The following is a 19,466-nucleotide window of genomic DNA, read 5'->3' as shown; positions in this document are numbered from 1 at the left end:
TTTCGTTCACTGGCCCTGACGCATGCGCCAGAGTTGAAAAATATTGACCACTGCATAGATCAATCCCGCAAGCGCTGCGAAATCAAAAAGCAAAGCGTAATTCCCAGGCAGCCCCAGCGCGGGGCCAACAAAGAGAGACAGGATCAGCCAGAGGCAAATGGTGGCCGCGATCACAATCGCGATGTGCCGTCCTTTTGCTGCGATGGCTTGTTCCTTATCCACGCTCATATGGTCCTATGTGTCAGGCTCCGCCCTTATTGGGGCAAAGCGGTTTATTCGTCGTAAATGCCGTCTTTCTTGGCCTTTTTGGCAAACTCGGTCTCTTCACCGGCTGCCAGTTTCCGGGCCTGATCAATCCAGCCGTCGCGTTCGATGCGCCCTTTGAATTTCAGGCGACTGTCAACCCAGGCAACTTCTGCCTCGGTCCAGGCGGCCACCTGATCATAATGGAAAAAGCCCAGTTCATTCAGGGTTTCTTCCAGCTTGGGGCCAACGCCTTTTAACAGTTTCAGATCGTCTGCCTTGCCATCCCGGGCGGCTTTCAAGGTTTCCGGTTCTTTTTCCGCAACAGTAGCTTCGGCCTTCGGCTCTGGCTTGGCGGCGGCTTTCTTAGCCTCAGCAGCCTGTTTTACCGCAGGCTTTGGAGCATCAGGCGCTTTGGGCGTCGGCTCAGCCGCAGCGCGGCCCGCAACAACACCGTCTTTGCCAATCCAAGGGGTCAACAGGGGCACTTCATCCCCCTGGATGCGCTTCACGCCGTCTTTGACATCCATTTGAAGCTGCACAGAGGCGTTATGTTGCGTCTTGCCGCTGTCATATTCGGCGAGCGAGGTCAGACCGGCTTTTGGCTCAGCCGCGTAACGGCCGTTTTGTGGACCCGGCGCAACCAGCTTGCCAGCGGCCAGATCGTCCAGCATCTGAGCAAAACCTTCGGCGGTCAGATCTTCATAGTAGTCTTTGCCGATCTGGGCCATCGGAGCGTTGGTGCAAGCACCCAGGCATTCGACCTCTTCCCAGGTAAACTTGCCGTCTTCCGACAGGGTATACGGCTTGGGCGCGATCTTTTCCTTGCACACCGCAATCAGATCTTCGGCACCGCAGATCATGCAGGAGGTGGTGCCGCAGATCTGCACATGCGCAACAGACCCCGTGGGCTGCAGTTGGAACATGAAATAGAACGAGGCCACTTCCAGCACGCGGATATAGGCCATCCCCAGCATATCGGCGATATATTCGATGGCGGGTTTGGACACCCACCCTTCCTGTTCCTGCGCGCGCCACAACAGCGGGATCACAGCCGAGGCCTGACGACCTTCGGGGTATTTGGTGACCTGAGCCTCGGCCCAGGTTTGGTTGTCCGGGGTAAACGCAAAGCTTGCGGGTTGTTCAGAGTGCAGACGGCGCAGCATTAGCGGTCGATCTCCCCAAATACGATATCCATGGTGCCGATGATAGCTGCAACGTCGGCCAGCTGATGACCTTTGGCAACGTGGTCCATCGCCTGCAGATGCGGGAAGCCCGGTGCGCGCAGTTTGGCGCGGTAGGGTTTGTTGGTGCCATCCGCCACCAGATAGACGCCGAACTCGCCCTTGGGCGCTTCGACGGCGGCGTAGACTTCGCCAGCGGGGACATGGAACCCTTCGGTATAGAGCTTGAAGTGGTGGATCAAGCTCTCCATCGAGGTTTTCATATCGCCACGCTTCGGCGGGGTCAGCTTGCCACGAGCCAGCACATCGCCGGTGGCTTCGCGCAGCTTGTGGATCGCCTGACGGATGATCGACAGCGACTGGCGCATCTCTTCCATACGGCAGAGGTAGCGGTCAAAACAGTCGCCGTTCTTGCCAACCGGGATCTGGAAATCAAACTCGTCATAGCATTCATAGGGCTGCGCACGACGCAAATCCCACGGCAGGCCAGAGCCGCGCACCATCACACCGGAGAAACCGAATTTCTGGATCTCATCCTCGGTGATCACGCCGATGTCGCAGTTACGCTGTTTGAAGATCCGGTTTTCGGTCAAGAGCCCATCAATGTCATCGAGCACTTTGGGGAATTCAATCGCCCATTCTTCGATATCGTCGAGCAGCTCGTCCGGCAGATCCTGGTGGACACCACCGGGGCGGAAGTAGGCAGCGTGCAGACGCGCGCCACAGGCACGTTCGTAAAACACCATCAGCTTCTCACGCTCTTCAAAGCCCCACAGCGGCGGGGTCAGCGCGCCCACGTCCATCGCCTGGGTGGTCACGTTCAGAAGGTGGTTCAGGATACGGCCGATTTCCGAGTACAGCACCCGGATCAGAGACCCACGGCGGGGCACTTCCACACCGGTCAGCTTCTCAATCGCCAGACACCATGCATGTTCCTGGTTCATCGGCGCCACATAGTCGAGGCGGTCGAAATACGGCAGGTTCTGCAGGTAGGTGCGGCTTTCCATCAGCTTTTCGGTGCCACGGTGCAGCAGACCCACGTGCGGGTCGCAGCGTTCCACAATCTCACCGTCCAGTTCCAGAACCAGACGCAAAACACCGTGCGCCGCCGGGTGCTGCGGGCCGAAGTTGATGTTAAAGTTACGGATTTTCTGTTCGCCGCTCAGGGCGTCGACACTACCGTCGTCAAACTTGGAGCCGTCCATCATTTCGCCTCCCCCTCTTTCTCATCGCCGGGGAGGATGTATTCGGCACCTTCCCATGGGCTCATGAAATCAAACTGGCGATATTCCTGGACCAGTTTCACCGGTTCATAGACGACGCGTTTCTGGGCCTCGTCATAGCGGACCTCGGTATAACCGGTGGTCGGAAAGTCCTTGCGCAGCGGGTGGCCGCGGAAGCCATAGTCGGTCAACAGACGACGCAGGTCCGGGTGGCCGGTGAAGAGGATGCCGAACATGTCAAACACTTCACGCTCGAACCAATTGGCCGAGGGGTGAACGTCTACAATCGACGGGATCATTTCATCTTCGCGCAGGGAGACCCGCAGGCGAATGCGCTGGTTCGTGTACATCGACAGGAAGTGGTAAACCACGTCGAAACGTTTAGCGCGCTCCGGGTAGTCCACTGCGGTGATGTCCACAAGGGTCGAGAATTTGCAGGCAGGATCGGCCAGCAGAAACTCAACCAGACCCACGATATTTGTGGGTTTCACATCCACATTCAGCTCGTCATGGGTCACATCCCAGCCCAGAACGCATTCGGGGCGTCTGGCTTCGATCTGTGCGCCAAGCTCTTTCAGTGCTTCAGTCATTTCAAAAACTCCAACCAAAGCCGATCAGCGGACCAGAGTGCCGGTACGGCGAATCTTACGCTGAAGCTGCATCAGACCGTACAGAAGCGCTTCTGCGGTCGGAGGGCAGCCGGGCACATAGATGTCAACCGGAACAACACGGTCACAGCCGCGCACAACAGAATAGGAATAGTGGTAGTACCCGCCACCGTTCGCACAGGATCCCATAGAGATCACATAGCGCGGCTCTGGCATCTGGTCGTAAACCTTACGCAGCGCCGGCGCCATCTTGTTGGTGAGTGTACCCGCAACAATCATAACATCAGACTGACGCGGAGAAGCGCGCGGAGCGATACCAAAGCGTTCACAATCATACCGTGGCATCGCCACATGCATCATTTCAACCGCGCAGCAGGCCAAACCAAAGGTCATCCAGTGCAGGGACCCGGTACGGGCCCAGTTGATGATGTCTTCCGAGGAGGTCAGGAGAAACCCCTTGTCCTGCAACTCGGTGTTCAGGGCCTGGGTGACGACTTCCTTGTCGACGCCAGCGGTATTGGCTCCGGTCATCACTCCCATTCCAGGGCTCCCTTCTTCCACTCATAGGCAAAGCCGATGGTCAAAACGCCCAGGAACACCATCATCGACCAAAAGCCGACATCGCTGATGTCCTTGAACCCGACGGCCCAGGGAAACAGGAAAGCGATTTCCAGGTCAAAAATGATGAACAGGATGGACACCAGATAAAACCGAACGTCGAATTTCATCCGGGCATCATCGAATGCGTTGAAACCACATTCATAAGCACTGACTTTTTCAGGGTCCGGGTTGCGAACGGCCAAAACAACCGCTGCTAGAATAAGTACAATTCCAAGCCCGACCGCAATGGCCAGAAACACGAGGATCGGGAGGTACTCCCGCAACATCTCTTCCACGAGTGGCTCCTTTCCGCGCACGCAGTTTCTTGCGCACCGTCAATTGGCGTGTTGACTTGGGCAGTGTCTACTCCCCTGCCACATGAGCGTCAACCAACGCATGGTTAATAGCTAACCGTTCTTTTAACAGCGCGACCGGGATGCGTCGCTTTTGATATTTCTGAGTATTTTCATAAGATTAGACAAATCAGCCATTCGCGCCTTGGGAGCCTCAAAAAAGGTGCTGAATTTCAACCTCTTACCGTCTCCAGGAGGGGGCTTCCTTGGCAAAGAACGCTGTGATCCCATCGGCCGCTTCGCCGTTTTCCCAACATTGCGTTAAAGCGTCAATTGTGCGCGATATCATAGCTTCCTGAACGTCCAAACCCATCTCACGGATCGTTTTCTTGGCCAGAGCAACCGCATTTGGGGCGCATTGCAGCAAAAGACTCACTTCATGTTCGACGGCATCGGACAAAGAGTCGCCGGACACCGCTTCAGAGAGCAGGTTGAGGCTAACCGCTTCCCGCGCCTCAAATATTCGAGCAGACAAAATGACCCGTCTGGCCTGCGACTCACCAATTTTGGCAACAACATAGGGTCCGATGGTGGCTGGGATTAATCCCAGCCGTGTTTCACTGAGGGACAGTTTGATGCCCTCCACACCAATTGCAACGTCGCAGATCGCAATCAAGCCCACACCGCCGCCAAATGCGTTGCCCTGGACCGCTCCAACAACCGGTTTTGACAGGCGGTCCCACTGCAACAGCATCAACGCCAAAGCGCGGGCCTCCTTTTGCCGCGTTTCGGCGTCGGCTTCCACCTGCGCTTGCATCCAGGTCAGATCCGCTCCGGCGCAGAAACTTTTCCCTGCACCCGTCAGCACGACAACCCTGACGGACTCATCCTGATCCAGAGCTTCGGCCAGATGTGCAAGCTCCCGGATCATCTGAGCCGACATGGCGTTGTGTTTGTCAGGGCGGTTCAGCGTGACGCGCACGACACCGCGATCATCGAGGTCAACTTTCAGGGTGTCGTACATGGGGACCTCCTCCTCTTTTTAAGAACTGCGCAGACTGCGGGCCTGCTCTGCCGCTTGTTGCAAAATCCCTGCGTCCAATCCGGTCTCAAACCCCAGGCGGACCAGATGTGCGTTTAATGTCTCAGTTGCCACATTCCCTGCTGAGCCGGGCGCATATGGACATCCGCCCAACCCTGCGACGGCACCATCAAAGACGCGCACACCCAGCGCCAGGGCGCAATCGACATTCTCCAGAGCATGGCCATTTGTATCGTGGAAATGCCCGGCCAGACGCCCTACGGGTACATGCTCGCGCACCGCCAGCAGCATCTTGGAGACGCTATCCGCCGTCCCCTTGCCAATCGTGTCCCCCAGTGAAATCTCGTAACAGCCCATGGCAAACAGCTGATCCGCCACTTGCGCCACCTGTGCCGGGTCGACGGCCCCGTCATAGGGGCAATCGGTCACGCAGGAGACATAGCCACGCACTGGTAAATCCACATGACGCGCCTCCTCCAGGATCGGGCGAAACCGGTCCAGTGTTTCCGAAATTGAGGCATTTACATTGGCTTTTGAAAACCCTTCCGATGCAGAGGCAAAGACGGCAATTTCATCCGCCCGGGAGGCAATGGCCGCAACGTAACCTTGCATATTGGGCACCAGAGCCGAATAGCGCACGTTGGGGGCGCGGGTGATCCCGGCAAGCACCTTGTCACTTTCGGCCATCTGCGGCACCCATTTCGGAGACACAAAGCTGCCCGCCTCAATCCGGCGGAAGCCAGCCCCCGACAGAAGGTTCACAAGAGCGATTTTGTCCTGCGCGGCAATGGCCTGCCCCTCGTTTTGCAACCCGTCTCGCGGCCCAACTTCAAAGATTTCTACCCGTTCGCCCATGGCGTCCTCCTATGATGTCTCCTGCGGGCGGATGAGCTGGATCAACGGTGCACCCACCGCAACCTGATCATCAACCGCCACCAGAACATCTTCGACCACACCATCCCGCGCTGCCAAGAGGGCATGTTCCATTTTCATAGCTTCCAGTATCGCAAGGCGCTCTCCTTCCGAGACCGCCTGCCCCGGTTTGGCAAAGACCGCCTTGACCAGCCCCGGCATGGGCGCGGTGATCGTGGATTCATCCCCGCCCGACGCGCCTTGCCGTGCCAATGGGTCGGCATACTCCAGAACAACTGAGGTTTCGCCAAAAACGGTGATCCGCCCGTCATGATGAGACACGGACGGCAGCGCCCGCCCGTTGCAGGTCCAGCGGTCGTGTTGCAGATGCAAATCCAGGCTCTTGCCCTCTACTACCCAGCGCTGATGGGTCGGCGACAGGACCATGACCTGCACGTCAAAGAACTGCTCGGCGTGGGTCAATTGCAGGCTTCGCTGCAAAGGGTCCCAAAGGGTAAAACCTGCAAACTGTGTCGCCTCTCGCAAGCCAAGCACCACCTGCCCCGCCGCCGCCAGCTGCACAGGCAGTGGTGCGTTCTGTTGTGTGAGATGCGCGGCATCCCGTTCGATCAGGCCGGTGTCCACCTCTCCCCTGGCAAACCCTTTGTGCCGACAAAGCGCTGTGAGAAAGTTGAGGTTGGTGGTCACGCCGGCAATCTGTGTGTCAGACAGAGCCTTGCGCAACTGAGCCAGCGCCATGTCACGCGTGGCGGCATGGGTGGTGAGCTTACTCACCATCGGGTCATACCATGGGCTGATGTCATCGCCTGCGCGCACCCCCGTATCTACCCGCGCGGCGTCTGGAAAGCTGGCACATGTCAAATGGCCGGTTGCAGGCAGGAACCCCGCAGGCACGTCTTCGGCATAGATCCGCGCCTCAAACGCATGGCCATTTATGTGCAACTCATCCTGCGCCATGGGCAACGTTTCTCCCGCTGCCACGCGCAATTGCCACTCAACCAGATCAACACCTGTAATCGCCTCGGTCACCGGGTGCTCGACCTGAAGACGCGTGTTCATTTCCATGAACCAAAACCGGTCAGGCCGCAGCCCGTCCGAGGCATCCACGATGAATTCGACCGTCCCCGCCCCTTTATAGCCAATGGTTTCAGCCGCACGGACGGCGGCCGAACCCATCGCCGCGCGCATGTCTGCCGTCATTCCAGGGGCTGGCGCTTCTTCGATCACCTTCTGATGGCGCCGTTGCAACGAACAATCCCGTTCGAACAGGTGAACCGCGCGGCTGCCGTCCCCAAAGATCTGCACCTCGATATGACGGGGGTAGGAAACGAATTTCTCGATCAAAACCGACGGGTTGCCAAAGGCGCTCTGCGCCTCACGCTGCGCACTTGCAAGCGCCTCCTGAAACGCGTCGGCCCCGTCAACACGGCGCATCCCCTTACCGCCGCCGCCTGCAACCGCCTTGATCAACACAGGGTATCCGATCTCGGCTGCGGCGCGGGCTAATGTTTCGACATCCTGCGACACACCATGATAGCCCGGCACCACAGGAACACCGGCGGCCTCCATCTCGGCTTTGGCGGCGTCTTTCAGCCCCATGGTGCGAATGGCTGAGGCAGAGGGGCCGATAAATATGAGCCCTGCCGCCTCCACCGCATCCACAAACGCAGGGTTTTCCGACAGAAAGCCATAGCCCGGGTGGATGGCCTGCGCTCCGCTGGCCTGCGCGGCCCCAATGATACGGTCGCCCAACAGATAGCTGTCTGCCGGGGCCGCGCCACCGATGTGAACAGCCTCATCGGCCAAATCCACATGCCGCGCCTCCCGATCCGCATCCGAGTAGACAGCTACGCAGGCGATCCCCATCCGGCGCGCGGTCTCAATGATCCGGCAGGCAATTTCGCCGCGATTTGCGATCAGAATTTTATCAAACATAGGCGACAGTCCTTGTTTGTGGAAACCTTGCCGGGGGCCAGCCCCCGGACCCCCGAAGTATTTATTAAAAAGATGAAACAGCGGGGCTTACATGCGGAACAAGCCAAAGCGGGTCTCCTCGATCGGCGCGTTGAGCGCCGCGCGTAAGGAAAGCGACAGCACCTCGCGCGATTTGCGGGGATCAATGATGCCGTCATCCCAAAGCCGGGCCGAGGCATAGAGCGGATGACTTTGACGTTCGAACATATCAAGCGTGGGCTGTTTGAACGCGGCTTCCTCCGCCGCACTCCAGGTCTCCCCGGCGCGCTCCAGCGCATCCCGTTTCACCGTGGCCAGTACGCCTGCGGCCTGTGGCCCGCCCATAACCGAGATCCGGCTGTTGGGCCAGGTCCACAGGAACCGGGGCGAATAGGCACGTCCCGCCATACCATAGTTACCAGCCCCAAATGAGCCACCGATCAGCAGGGTGACCTTGGGAACGGAGGTGGTGGCAACAGCTGTCACCAGTTTGGCCCCATGGCGCGCGATGCCTTCGTTCTCATACTTTCGCCCCACCATAAAACCGGTGATATTCTGCAAGAACACCAGTGGTATGCGGCGCTGTGAGCAGAGCTCGACAAAATGCGCGCCCTTCTGCGCTGCCTCTGAAAACAGCACACCGTTGTTGGCAAGAATCCCGACCGGGCAGCCGTCTATATGTGCAAAACCAGTAACCAGTGTTTCCCCAAAGCGCGCCTTGAACTCGTCCAAGCGCGAGCCATCCACCAATCGCGTGATCACTTCGCGCGCGTCATAGGGCGTGCGCAGATCGGCAGGCACAACCCCCAGGATTTCCGCCGGATCATAGGCGGGGGGTTCCGGGGTCTGCCAGGCAACGGTCTGCGGGCGACTGCGATTGAGCGCGCCGACCGCGCGACGGGCAAGCGCCAGCGCATGGGCGTCATCCTCGGCCAGATAATCCGCAACGCCCGACAGGCGCGTGTGCACATCCCCGCCTCCCAGATCTTCGGCCGAGACAATCTCTCCTGTTGCGGCTTTGACCAGGGGCGGGCCTGCCAGAAAAATCGTGCCCTGATCGCGTACAATGATCGAGACATCCGACATGGCCGGCACATAGGCGCCGCCTGCGGTGCAGGATCCCATCACGACGGAAATCTGAGCAATCCCCTTCGCGCTCATCCGCGCCTGATTGTAGAAAATCCGGCCAAAGTGGTTTCGGTCGGGAAAGACCTCATCCTGATTGGGCAGGTTTGCCCCACCGCTGTCGACCAGATAGACACATGGCAGGTGGTTCTCTTCGGCAATTTCCTGCGCGCGCAGATGTTTCTTGACGGTCATCGGGTAATAGGTGCCGCCTTTGACCGTGGCATCATTGCAGACCACCATGACATCCTGACCATGGATACGTCCGATCCCGGCGATTACCCCCGCACACGGCGCAGCACCTTCATACATCTCATGGGCTGCCGTTGCGCCAATTTCCAGAAAAGGCGCGCCGGGATCCAGCAGTTCTGCCACCCGGTGGCGCGGCAGCATCTTGCCCCGCGCCTCATGGCGGTCACGGGACTTTGCCCCTCCTCCCATCTGCGCCTGTTGCGCAGCTTTGCTGACCTCGGCCAGCATTGCCAAATGAACGTCCTGATTCTCGCGGAACTCCTGCGCCCCCGCATTGATCTGGGAATGTAGCTTCATAGCCCCCTCCTGCCCGCGCCCCGGCGCCGGCCAAATAGGTTCACCAAATTCACATGTTTTATTTCTTCAAAACATGAACTTAAGACAGATTTCTGTTGATCTAGATCAGTGTCGACCCGGGCTATCGGTACAAGTTTACGCTCATCAAAAGAACAAGAGGGATTAGACCCATGACCCGTATGATGACCGCGCTGTGCCTTGGTGTTGCCAGCCTGGCCCTCGCCGCTCCTGCATTTGCCCAATCCAAAGGGGACTGGACCCTTGGTGTTGGTGTTGTGAACGTGAACCCGAAATCTGACAACGGCACTCTGGCCGGCTTGGCTGCCGATGTGGACGATGCGACTGCGCTTCAGTTCACCGCCGAGTATTTTATTGCCGACAACATCGGTATCGAACTGCTGGCTGCATCGCCGTTTGAGCATGACGTCAATCTGGCCGGTGTCGGCTTCGCCGGTTCCGTGAAGCAGCTGCCGCCCACCCTGTCGGTCAAATACCACTTCCCGACCCAATCGAACTTCAAACCGTTTGTTGGCCTCGGCGTCAACTACACAACTTTCTTTGAAGAAGAATCCTCGCTTGGCACTCTGGAGCTGGATGACAGTTTTGGTCTGGCTGCGACCTTCGGTGCAGAATGGTTGGTGGGTGATCGCGGCGCGATCCGTCTGGACGTCCGTTACATCAACATTGAATCCGACGTCAGCCTGAACGGCAGCGAAATCGGCACCGCCGAAATCGACCCGGTTACCGTGGGTGTGGCCTACGTCCATCGTTTCTGATCTCTCCTGAGATGAGGTTCCAGACGGGCTCACCCTGCGGTGGGCCCGTTTTTTGATGCGCCTATTGCAGTGACGTCAATTCGCGACCAATCAGCATGCGGCGGATCTCGCTTGTGCCCGCGCCGATTTCCATGAGCTTGGCATCACGGAAAAGACGTCCCACCGGGTTGTCGTTCAGGTATCCGGCCCCACCCAAAGCCTGCACGGCCTGATGCGCCTGTGTCATCGCCACTTCGGACGCATAAAGACAGCAGGCCGCCGCATCCTGGCGTGTTACCGTACCGGCGTCACAGGCTTTTGCGACCTCATAGGTATAAGAACGGGCCGTATTCAGCGCGGTGTACATATCCGCTATCTTGGCCTGCATCAGTTGAAAATTCCCGATCGGCTGACCAAACTGCCTGCGCTCTTTTACATAGGGCATCACCTCATCCAGGCAGGCGGCCATGATACCGGTGCCGATGCCTGCCAGAACGACGCGTTCATAGTCCAACCCCGACATCAGAACAGCTACACCGCGTCCTTCCTGCCCCAACACGTTTTCAAACGGAACTTCCACATCGTCAAAGATCAGTTCCGCAGTGTTTGATCCGCGCATTCCCAGCTTGTCGAAATGCGCAGAGGTCGAAAACCCGGCCATGGCACTTTCAACAATAAAGGCGGTAATGCCGCGTTTCCCAGCCTCAGGGTCAGTTTTGGCATAGACGACCAAAGTGTGCGCATCAGGGCCGTTGGTGATCCAGTATTTGTTGCCGTTCAGGACATAGCGATCATTTCTAATTTCAGCCTTTAACGACATAGAGACCACGTCAGAGCCCGCCCCTGCTTCAGACATGGCCAGAGCACCGACATGGGTACCTGCGCAAAGGCCCGGCAGGTATTTGGACTTCTGCTCCGGCGTACCGTTCAGTTTAATCTGGTTAACGCAGAGGTTTGAATGCGCCCCATAGGACAGCGCAACCGAGGCACTGGCGCGCGCGATCTCCTCCACAGCAATCACATGCGCCAGATAGCTCATGGCTGATCCGCCGTACTCTTCGGAAACCGTCACACCCAAAAGACCCAGATCTCCCATCTCAGTCCAAAGCGCTGCAGGAAAACTATTGGTACGGTCGACTTCAGCAGCCATGGGCTTTACGCGCTCCCGCGCCCAGCGATGCACAACATCACGCAGGGCATTGACGTCCTCTCCCAAGTCAAATCGCATGCTTGCGGTAAACATTGGCCTCTCCTCCAAACCAAAGGGCACATCGCCGCCATTATTGAACGAATGTTCATTTATTTGTCAGAACAGGCGATCCGGTCAAGCCTTTCTTGGAAGAAGACGTGAGGTCACATTGGAATGGAAACGTGTGGCACACACCACACCGCCCAAAGAGCTCCCGCGCGTCGAGGCTGCAATGAATTGCAACGCCCTCCCCTTGGGCCGGGCAGCCCGCGCCAAAGGCGCGGGCTGCCCCACCGCGATGCGCAAAGCGCAGCGCAAAACCTGAGCGGGGCGCAAGCCCCGCACCGCAAGCTAATAAAGCAAAATGCCCGCTCAGCCGGACTGGTGGACAGCACCAACTTCGGCACGGATGATCCGCGCAATCTGTGCACAATCGTCAAGACTAAAGGTCAACGGCACCCGCATATCTATGATCCCACGTAAGATACGGTCGCTCGCGGGCAACTCCGGCACATCAGCATAGCGCCAGCTGTCATAGCGCGAGGTAAAGGCTGTTGGTTCCGGCACCCCAAACCACTTCAACTCAACCCCCCGATCCGCACAACGCGCGAGAACTGACTGCACCGCGTCCTCACTCCAATCCAAGAGCAGGAACTGGATGGATGAGCCCACATAGGTTTCCGCCTCCGGGCGTTCAATCACAGTCAGACCCGGAACATCGCTAAGCCCCGCCTCAATCACCTGGTAGCGTGCATTCCAGCGCGCCACCTGCTGCTCCAGATTGCGCAACTGCGGGCGCAGGATGGCAGCGCGCAGGTTGTCCATCCGGCCAGAGATATTCGGTGTCTCATATTTCACCCGCTCAAACACATCGGGCCCTGGTGCCGCAAGATGCCGTTCATACAGCATATAGGAGCCTGAGAGCATCACCATGCGCGCGGCCAACTCTTCGTCGTCGGTGATGATCAACCCACCTTCGCCCGAATTCACATGTTTATAGGTCTGACAGCTATAGCAACCAATCACCCCTTGCCGACCGGACAGAACCCCATTCCAGCGCGCACCCATTGTATGTGCGCAATCCTCGATCACCGCGACACCAGCCGCGTCGCAAAGCTCCACTAACAGGTCCATATCACAAAGGCGCCCCCGCATATGAGAGAGCATCAGCACCTTGGCACCACTCAGTTTTTTCCGCAGATCATCCAGATCGATGGTCAGAGCCTCATTTACATCGACATAAAGCGGACGCCCCCCAACCGCTGCGATGGCCCCAGGCACAGGCGCCAGGGTAAAGGCATTGGTCAATACCGGATCGCCAGGCTTTACCCCAACCGCGCGCAGGGCGGTTGCCAGAGCATACCCGCCAGAGGCCACCGCCAGCGCATATTTCGATCCCATCTGCGCTGCAAATTCCTGCTCCAGAAGGGCAGTTTCGCCCAATTCGCCCTCCGCCACGTTATACCGGTGCAAGCGTCCGCTGCGCATAACGGCCACTGCGGCCTCAATCGCCTCTTCGGGAATGGGTTCTTGTTGGGTGAAATTGCCTGTGAAACGCTCGCTCATATCAAACCTTCCGCTTATATTGACAGATGCGCCGCCATGACCTGATCGACCCGGTCAGGCAGCTCATCAAAATGGCCAATCAACCCTTCGGGTTTCAGCGCCGCCATATCCGCGCCTGATGGGCCAAACTCCACCAGGATCGAGGGCACCCCTGCATTGGCCGATGTATTACGATCCGTGTCGCTGTCCCCGATCAGAACCGTTTTTGCGGGATCGCCGCCCAAACGATTGGCTGCTTCGATCAGTGGCGCAGGATCCGGCTTGCGCACCGGCAACGTATCCGCCCCCACCAAAGAGCCGAACACATCACGCACGCCAAGCGCCTGCATCAGCTGTTCTGCCAGAGTTTCGGGTTTATTGGTACAAATACCGATCCCATAACCTCTCGCCTTAAGCACTTCGATGGCCTCCAACACGCCGGGATAAAGCACGGTATGTGTCGCGATTGCCTCTCGATACGCATCCAGCAAGACCGGGTAAAATTCATCCAGCAGCGGTTCTGCAAAGGCGTCAACACGCTTTAGCCCTACTGTCAGCATCCGCCGCCCCCCCCGCAAAGCAACACCTGCATCCTGCGGGTGGCTCAGCACATCGCCATGCCCCATTTTGCGAAAACAATGATTGGCCGCCGCCAAAAGATCGCCCGACGTATCCGCGAGCGTCCCGTCCAGATCAAAAATCACTGTTCGCATTTCTGCCCCTTTCGGCGTATTCCCGCCACTGGATGTTGCAGGTCGCAACCATGTTTGATGGCGCAAACGCTTGCGCCCTGTCCTCCAGCGGATAAAACGGTCGAAACCAAAACACAAAGAGAAATCGCGCATGAGCACCGCCCTTATCATCCTTGCCGCAGGCAAAGGCACTCGGATGAACTCTGACCTGCCAAAAGTGCTGCATCCGATTGCGCAGGCTCCGATGCTGGAACACGCTATGGCCGCAGGTCAAGCGCTTGTCCCGGAAAAGACCATTGTGGTTGCCGGACACGGCGCAGATCTGGTCCGCGCGGCAGTTGCCGGGATCGATGAAGAGGCGCAGGTCGTTCTGCAAGAAGAGCAGCTGGGCACCGGCCATGCCGTCCTGCAAGCGCGAGAGGCGTTGGACGGGTTCGCGGGCGATGCGGTGGTTCTGTACGGCGACACGCCTTTTGTGTCCGCTGAAACCATCGAACGGATGGTAGAAGCGCGCAGCCGCGCCGATCTGGTAATCCTCGGGTTTGAGGCGGCAGACCCGGCACGGTATGGTCGCTTGGTCATGCGGGGCGAGAGCCTGGAAAAGATTGTCGAATTCAAAGACGCCTCGGAAGCGGAGCGCGCCATCAACTTCTGCAACTCTGGTCTGATGGCCTGCAACGCAGAGCGTATGTTCGCGCTGCTCGACAAGGTTGGAAACGATAATGCCTCGGGTGAATTCTATCTGACCGATCTGGTGGAGATTGCGCGCGCTGAGGGGCTGACCGTAACGGCCATCTCCTGTGACGAGGCAGAAACGCTCGGCATCAACTCCCGTGCGGATCTGGCCCAGGCGGATGCAGTATTTCAGGCCAAAGCGCGTGCCGAACTGCTGGACCTGGGCGTGACCCTGATGGCACCGGACACCGTATACCTTGCGTTTGATACATATATCGGGCGGGACACGGTGATTGAGCCCAATGTTGTCTTTGGCCCCGGTGTGACCGTTGAAAGCGGTGCGCTGATCCGGGCGTTCTCGCATCTTGAAGGCTGCCATGTCAGCCGCGGGGCCAAAGTTGGCCCCTATGCCCGTTTGCGTCCCGGCGCAGAACTGGCGGAGGACACCCATATCGGCAACTTTGTCGAGATCAAGAACGCCGAGATCGGCGAAGGCGCCAAGGTCAACCATCTGAGCTATATCGGCGATGCGTCGGTGGGCCGGAAAACCAACATCGGTGCTGGCACGATCACCTGCAACTATGACGGGTTCATGAAACACCGGACCGAAATTGGCGCAGGTGCCTTTATTGGCTCCAACACCATGCTGGTGGCACCGGTCAAAATTGGGAATGAGGCCATGACCGCAACAGGTGCGGTGGTGACCAAAGATGTGGATGACGGCGATTTGGCCATTGGCCGCGCCCCGCAGGAAAACAAGCCCGGCCGGGCGCGTAAGCTGATGGACATGCTGCGCGCAAAAAAGGCCCGGATCACCAACAAGAGCTAAGAACAAAGGAGCCGAACCATGTGTGGAATCATCGGTGTACTAGGCAACCACGAGGCTGCTCCGATTTTGGTCGAAGGGCTGAAGCGGCTGGAATATCGCGGCTATGACAGTGCCGGGATCGCAACCGTGAACAACGGCACCTTGGGGCGCCGTCGCGCTGTTGGCAAACTGGTGAACCTGTCGGATGCTCTGGTTCATGATCCGCTGGCGGGGAAATCCGGCATTGGTCACACCCGCTGGGCCACCCATGGTGCGCCCACCGTGACCAACGCCCACCCGCACCGCTCCGGCTGTGTGGCTGTTGTTCACAACGGGATTATCGAAAACTACAAGGAACTGCGTGAGGAGCTGGCCGCAAAAGGGCTTGCCTATGAAACCGAAACCGATTCCGAAACCGTCGCCCTGCTGGCGGAGAGTTTTGCCCGCGAGGGGTTGTCCCCGGTGGATGCCGCAGCAAAGACCGTTGAGCGGCTGCATGGAGCCTTTGCGCTGGCCTTCCTGTTCGACGGCGAACAGGATCTGATGATCGCCGCCCGCAAAGGCTCTCCGCTGGCAATCGGCCACGGCGACGGAGAGATGTTCGTGGGATCGGACGCCATGGCGCTGGCGCCGTTTACGGACCAGATCACCTATCTGGAAGAGGGTGATTTTGCTGTCCTGACACGCACCTCTCTGGAGATCCGCAACAGCGAAGGCAAACTGGCAAACCGTGAAAAACGTCAGATCCAGCTGGATATGGCGCGGATCGAAAAGGACGGCCACAAGCACTTTATGGCCAAGGAAATCGCCGAACAGCCCACAGCCATCGACCGGGCGCTGGCGCATTACCTGACAGAAGACAACACACTCTCCCTGCCGGAGAACCTGGACTTTACCCAGGTTGAACGGCTGACCCTCGTGGCCTGTGGCACCGGGTATTACTCGTGCCTGGTGGCCAAATACTGGTTCGAACAGATCGCCCGCATGCCGGTTGAGGTCGACGTGGCCTCTGAATTCCGCTATCGCGAGCCGCCGATCAGCCCGGACACGCTGGCGGTGTTTGTCAGCCAATCCGGAGAAACGGCCGACACGCTGGCAGCGTTGCGTTATACCAGCGGCAAGGCCAAGCAAATTGCAGGTCTGGTCAACGTTCCCGAAAGCTCCATCGCGCGGGAAAGCGACATTGTCCTGCCGATCAAGGCGGGACCGGAAATCAGCGTCGCCTCCACCAAGGCCTTTACCTGCCAGTTGACCGTGCTTTTGCTGATGGCTCTGAAAGCTGCGGAACAGCGCGGGCTGAGCCTGCCCAACACTCTGCTTGATGATATGCGCGCCCTGCCCGGTCTGGTGCATCAGGCCATCGCAGCCGAGAACAACATTCAGGCCCTGGCCCGGGATCTGGCCAGCGCGCGGGATGTGATCTTCCTGGGGCGCGGCGCGCTTTACCCGATTGCCCTTGAGGGGGCACTGAAGCTCAAAGAGCTGAGCTATATCCATGCAGAGGGCTATGCCAGCGGAGAGCTGAAACACGGTCCAATCGCGCTGATCGACGAAACCGTTCCTGTGGTTGTTCTCGCCCCGCGGGACGCTCTGTTTGAAAAGACCGTTTCCAACATGCAGGAAGTCATGGCACGCGGCGGCAAGGTTATTCTGGTCACCGATGCCGAAGGCGCGCGTTTGGCAGGAGATGGCGTTCATGAGACCATCATCATGCCGCCTTTGTCAGATGTATTGGCACCGGTGCTCTATGCAATCCCGGCCCAGCAGATTGCCTATTTCACCGCCGTGGCCAAAGGCACCGATGTGGACCAACCGCGCAACCTCGCGAAATCCGTGACGGTGGAATAGGCGATGCAGTTCAGCGAAGCGCTGGCCGCCCTGGAAGCCCATATCGAGCCTGGCCGTGCGGAACAGATGTCCAGCTATCACAAGCAGTCGCGCGTGGTGCTGGGCATTTCCAACGGCGCGATCAATGATCTGACCAAGGGCTGGCGGCAGGCGCTGGATCTGGACGCACGCGTCGCTCTGGCCGATGCGCTGTGGCAGAGTGATATCTTTGAGGCACGCATTGCGGCGGGAAAACTCCTGACCCAGTCGCGGATCAAGGAGGATGATCCGGTCTGGGATCTGTTGCAGAGCTGGGTGACGGACTTCGACAGCTGGGCGATTGCGGATCACGCCTGTTCGGCCATTGGCAAACGTCTGGTCGCCGCTCCGGATCGTTTGGATCAGGTCGAACGCTGGACCGGGTCAGATCACATGTGGACCCGGCGCGCAGCCTTGGTGTCCACTCTGCCCTGGGCCAAACTGCCAAACCCGAAATCCGCGGATGATGCGGTGCGCGCCCGTGTTCTGGGCTGGGCCGCAGGGTATGTCGCAGACCGGGAGTGGTTCATCCAAAAGGCCATCGCCTGGTGGCTGCGCGATCTCAGCAAACATGCGCCCGATCTCACCCGCGCCTTTCTGGACGAACACGGTGCCGGTATGAAACCCTTTGCCCGCAAGGAAGCGGGCAAATATCTGAAAGAGACCTAGCCCAACGGCTGAACCGTCAACTCGACAAGCTCGGTCAGCGGCACGCCAAGGGCGCGCATTGCGTCAATCGACAGGCGGCTGCCCCCCTCTCCGGACAAAGGTTTCAGGGTCAGAACCAAAGAGGATCCATTGGCGGTGCGCACGCGGCCAGATCCGGCCTGGCTGACAAGCGCCGTTTCCAGCCACAATCCCGGAACTCCCGGATCGCCGAGGCTTGCAACGATTGTGCCACTGTTTCCAACCGCACCTTGCTGCGGCACGGCCGGGGTGAGAGGTTCAAGCGCTGCGCCAGCGTTTCCGCCCCCGGTGGCATCCAGTGGCGCATTATCCACCGACTGCCGAGGAGCCGGATCAGACGGGCGATCAAAGAGCCCGCCCCCGGACGTGCCATTCAGGATATCTGAATTCCATGCCACCCCGTTACATCCTGCGCAAACCAAACCTGCAGCCGCAGCAACAATCAGAAATCTCATACCCGTACCTCAAATTTCGGTAAAATTATTTTTCTCAGCATAACCCTATCGCTCCCCTTGTCGGAAGCTCTATTGCGATTTACCTAATTGTACATGACAGCGCCCCTCATTGATCCTTTCGCCCGCGCGATAACCTACCTGCGTGTATCCGTAACCGACCGGTGCGATTTCCGTTGCGTCTATTGCATGTCGGAAGACATGACCTTTTTGCCGAAAAAGGACCTGTTGACGCTGGAAGAGCTGGACCGCATGTGTTCCACCTTCATTGGCATGGGCGTAGAGAAGCTGCGGATCACCGGCGGAGAGCCGCTAGTGCGGCGTGGCATCATGACGTTTTTCCAAAGCATGAGCCGTCATCTTGAAAGCGGTGCCTTAAAAGAGCTGACGCTGACCACCAATGGTTCGCAACTCGGAAAATACGCTCAGGATCTTTATGACGCGGGCGTGCGACGGGTAAATGTCTCCCTGGACACGCTGGATGACGAGAAGTTCAAACAAGTGACCCGCTGGGGACGTCTTGCACAGGTGTTGGACGGGATTGATGCCGCGCAGAAAGCAGGCCTGAAGATCAAGATCAACGCAGTGGCCCTCAAAGGGTTCAATGAACCGGAATTGGCCACCATCACCAAATGGTGTGCAGAACGGGACATGGACCTGACGTGGATTGAAGTCATGCCCATGGGAGACATGGGAGCCTATGACAGGATCGGCCAGTATTGGTCCCTGAAAGAGGTGCGCCGCGCCTATGAGGATCACTATACTGTCACCGACCTGACAGAACGCACCGGAGGTCCTGCGCGCTATGTCCGGTTGGAGGAAACAGGCCAGAAGATCGGTTTCATCACGCCTTTGTCCCATAACTTCTGCGAAAGCTGCAACCGGGTGCGCCTGACCTGCACCGGCCAGCTGTACATGTGTCTGGGTCAGGAAGACATGGCGGATCTTCGTGCACCGCTGCGAGCTGAGGAACAGGATAACACCCTGCTACAAGAGGCGATCCGGGCCGCGATCAATTTGAAACCCAAAGGGCATGACTTTGACTATTCACGCCAGCGCGTGGATGGGCAGATGTCTCGCCATATGAGCCATACCGGCGGCTGA

The 19,466-nt window shown here is 58.4% G+C and carries 20 protein-coding genes; 6 read left to right on the top strand and 14 right to left on the bottom strand.

Annotated features, from left to right (window positions below; all coding sequences use genetic code 11):
* Positions 1–6: 6 nt before the first annotated feature.
* The 10 genes from ACXAEW_RS12525 to ACXAEW_RS12480 form a co-directional block, all read right to left on the bottom strand.
* Entirely contained in the window at positions 7–228 is a 222-nt protein-coding gene (locus tag ACXAEW_RS12525) for a DUF5337 domain-containing protein (RefSeq protein WP_474941630.1), read from the bottom strand.
* A gap of 44 nt (positions 229–272) precedes the next feature.
* Positions 273–1,409 carry an NADH-quinone oxidoreductase subunit NuoE gene (nuoE, locus tag ACXAEW_RS12520; protein WP_474941629.1) on the bottom strand — a complete coding sequence of 379 codons (1,137 nt, stop codon included), beginning with the start codon at positions 1,407–1,409 and terminating at the stop codon, positions 273–275.
* The gene (locus tag ACXAEW_RS12515; protein WP_474941628.1) at positions 1,409–2,632 is read right to left on the bottom strand and encodes an NADH-quinone oxidoreductase subunit D; all 1,224 of its coding nucleotides are present in this window, start codon (positions 2,630–2,632) and stop codon (positions 1,409–1,411) included. The genes nuoE and ACXAEW_RS12515 overlap by 1 nt, the downstream gene beginning before the upstream one ends.
* Positions 2,632–3,240 carry an NADH-quinone oxidoreductase subunit C gene (locus ACXAEW_RS12510; RefSeq protein ID WP_474941627.1) on the bottom strand — a complete coding sequence of 203 codons (609 nt, stop codon included), beginning with the start codon at positions 3,238–3,240 and terminating at the stop codon, positions 2,632–2,634. The genes ACXAEW_RS12515 and ACXAEW_RS12510 overlap by 1 nt, the downstream gene beginning before the upstream one ends.
* A gap of 24 nt (positions 3,241–3,264) precedes the next feature.
* Positions 3,265–3,798: a NuoB/complex I 20 kDa subunit family protein gene (locus tag ACXAEW_RS12505; protein WP_474941626.1), complete on the bottom strand. Its 534-nt coding sequence runs from the start codon at positions 3,796–3,798 to the stop codon at positions 3,265–3,267.
* Positions 3,789–4,154, bottom strand: coding sequence for an NADH-quinone oxidoreductase subunit A (locus ACXAEW_RS12500; RefSeq protein WP_215267483.1), 366 nt, complete (start codon positions 4,152–4,154; stop codon positions 3,789–3,791). Before ACXAEW_RS12500 ends, ACXAEW_RS12505 begins: the two co-directional genes overlap by 10 nt.
* 238 nt (positions 4,155–4,392) lie before the next feature.
* Positions 4,393–5,175, bottom strand: a complete 783-nt coding sequence (locus tag ACXAEW_RS12495) for a crotonase/enoyl-CoA hydratase family protein (RefSeq protein ID WP_474941625.1) — start codon at positions 5,173–5,175, stop codon at positions 4,393–4,395.
* An 18-nt stretch (positions 5,176–5,193) separates the two neighbouring features.
* Positions 5,194–6,048 (bottom strand): hydroxymethylglutaryl-CoA lyase, encoded by an 855-nt coding sequence (locus tag ACXAEW_RS12490; protein ID WP_474941624.1) that lies wholly within the window; start codon positions 6,046–6,048, stop codon positions 5,194–5,196.
* Positions 6,049–6,057: 9 nt separating this feature from the next.
* Positions 6,058–8,001, bottom strand: coding sequence for an acetyl/propionyl/methylcrotonyl-CoA carboxylase subunit alpha (locus tag ACXAEW_RS12485; RefSeq protein ID WP_474941623.1), 1,944 nt, complete (start codon positions 7,999–8,001; stop codon positions 6,058–6,060).
* An 87-nt stretch (positions 8,002–8,088) separates the two neighbouring features.
* A complete protein-coding gene (locus ACXAEW_RS12480) occupies positions 8,089–9,693 on the bottom strand; it encodes a carboxyl transferase domain-containing protein (RefSeq protein ID WP_474941622.1) in 1,605 nt (534 codons plus the stop codon).
* 170 nt (positions 9,694–9,863) lie between these two features.
* Between ACXAEW_RS12480 and ACXAEW_RS12475 the strand changes: the two genes are divergently transcribed.
* A complete protein-coding gene (locus ACXAEW_RS12475; protein ID WP_474941621.1) occupies positions 9,864–10,469 on the top strand; it encodes an OmpW/AlkL family protein in 606 nt (201 codons plus the stop codon).
* 61 nt (positions 10,470–10,530) lie between these two features.
* Here the strand turns inward: ACXAEW_RS12475 and ACXAEW_RS12470 are convergent, their stop codons facing one another.
* Entirely contained in the window at positions 10,531–11,691 is a 1,161-nt protein-coding gene (locus tag ACXAEW_RS12470; RefSeq protein ID WP_474941620.1) for an isovaleryl-CoA dehydrogenase, read from the bottom strand.
* A 130-nt stretch (positions 11,692–11,821) separates the two neighbouring features.
* On the opposite strand from ACXAEW_RS12470, the gene ACXAEW_RS12465 reads away from it, so the two are divergent.
* Positions 11,822–11,962: a hypothetical protein gene (locus ACXAEW_RS12465; protein ID WP_474941619.1), complete on the top strand. Its 141-nt coding sequence runs from the start codon at positions 11,822–11,824 to the stop codon at positions 11,960–11,962.
* A 47-nt stretch (positions 11,963–12,009) separates the two neighbouring features.
* Here ACXAEW_RS12465 and ACXAEW_RS12460 read toward each other — a convergent pair whose 3' ends face one another.
* Together ACXAEW_RS12460 and ACXAEW_RS12455 are read right to left on the bottom strand one after the other, a co-directional pair.
* Positions 12,010–13,203, bottom strand: a complete 1,194-nt coding sequence (locus ACXAEW_RS12460) for a DegT/DnrJ/EryC1/StrS family aminotransferase (RefSeq protein ID WP_474941618.1) — start codon at positions 13,201–13,203, stop codon at positions 12,010–12,012.
* A gap of 14 nt (positions 13,204–13,217) precedes the next feature.
* Positions 13,218–13,895, bottom strand: coding sequence for an HAD-IA family hydrolase (locus ACXAEW_RS12455; protein WP_474941617.1), 678 nt, complete (start codon positions 13,893–13,895; stop codon positions 13,218–13,220).
* 130 nt (positions 13,896–14,025) lie between these two features.
* On the opposite strand from ACXAEW_RS12455, the gene glmU reads away from it, so the two are divergent.
* From glmU to ACXAEW_RS12440, 3 genes are read left to right on the top strand one after another with little or no spacing between them, the layout of a single operon-like run.
* A complete protein-coding gene (gene glmU, locus ACXAEW_RS12450; RefSeq protein WP_474941616.1) occupies positions 14,026–15,378 on the top strand; it encodes a bifunctional UDP-N-acetylglucosamine diphosphorylase/glucosamine-1-phosphate N-acetyltransferase GlmU in 1,353 nt (450 codons plus the stop codon).
* A gap of 18 nt (positions 15,379–15,396) precedes the next feature.
* Positions 15,397–17,205, top strand: coding sequence for a glutamine--fructose-6-phosphate transaminase (isomerizing) (gene glmS / locus ACXAEW_RS12445; RefSeq protein WP_474941615.1), 1,809 nt, complete (start codon positions 15,397–15,399; stop codon positions 17,203–17,205).
* A 3-nt stretch (positions 17,206–17,208) separates the two neighbouring features.
* Positions 17,209–17,892 carry a DNA alkylation repair protein gene (locus ACXAEW_RS12440; protein ID WP_474941614.1) on the top strand — a complete coding sequence of 228 codons (684 nt, stop codon included), beginning with the start codon at positions 17,209–17,211 and terminating at the stop codon, positions 17,890–17,892.
* Here ACXAEW_RS12440 and ACXAEW_RS12435 read toward each other — a convergent pair.
* Positions 17,889–18,365 (bottom strand): hypothetical protein, encoded by a 477-nt coding sequence (locus tag ACXAEW_RS12435; protein WP_474941613.1) that lies wholly within the window; start codon positions 18,363–18,365, stop codon positions 17,889–17,891. The two genes, ACXAEW_RS12440 and ACXAEW_RS12435, sit on opposite strands and share 4 nt — an antisense overlap.
* A 93-nt stretch (positions 18,366–18,458) precedes the next feature.
* Between ACXAEW_RS12435 and moaA the strand changes: the two genes are divergently transcribed.
* Complete coding sequence (gene moaA, locus ACXAEW_RS12430) at positions 18,459–19,466, top strand: GTP 3',8-cyclase MoaA (protein WP_474941612.1); 1,008 nt, start codon at positions 18,459–18,461, stop codon at positions 19,464–19,466.

The sequence above is a fragment of the Epibacterium sp. ABZ3_068 genome, from assembly GCF_056159265.1.
This window is presented reverse-complemented; position numbering and strand designations above follow the sequence as displayed.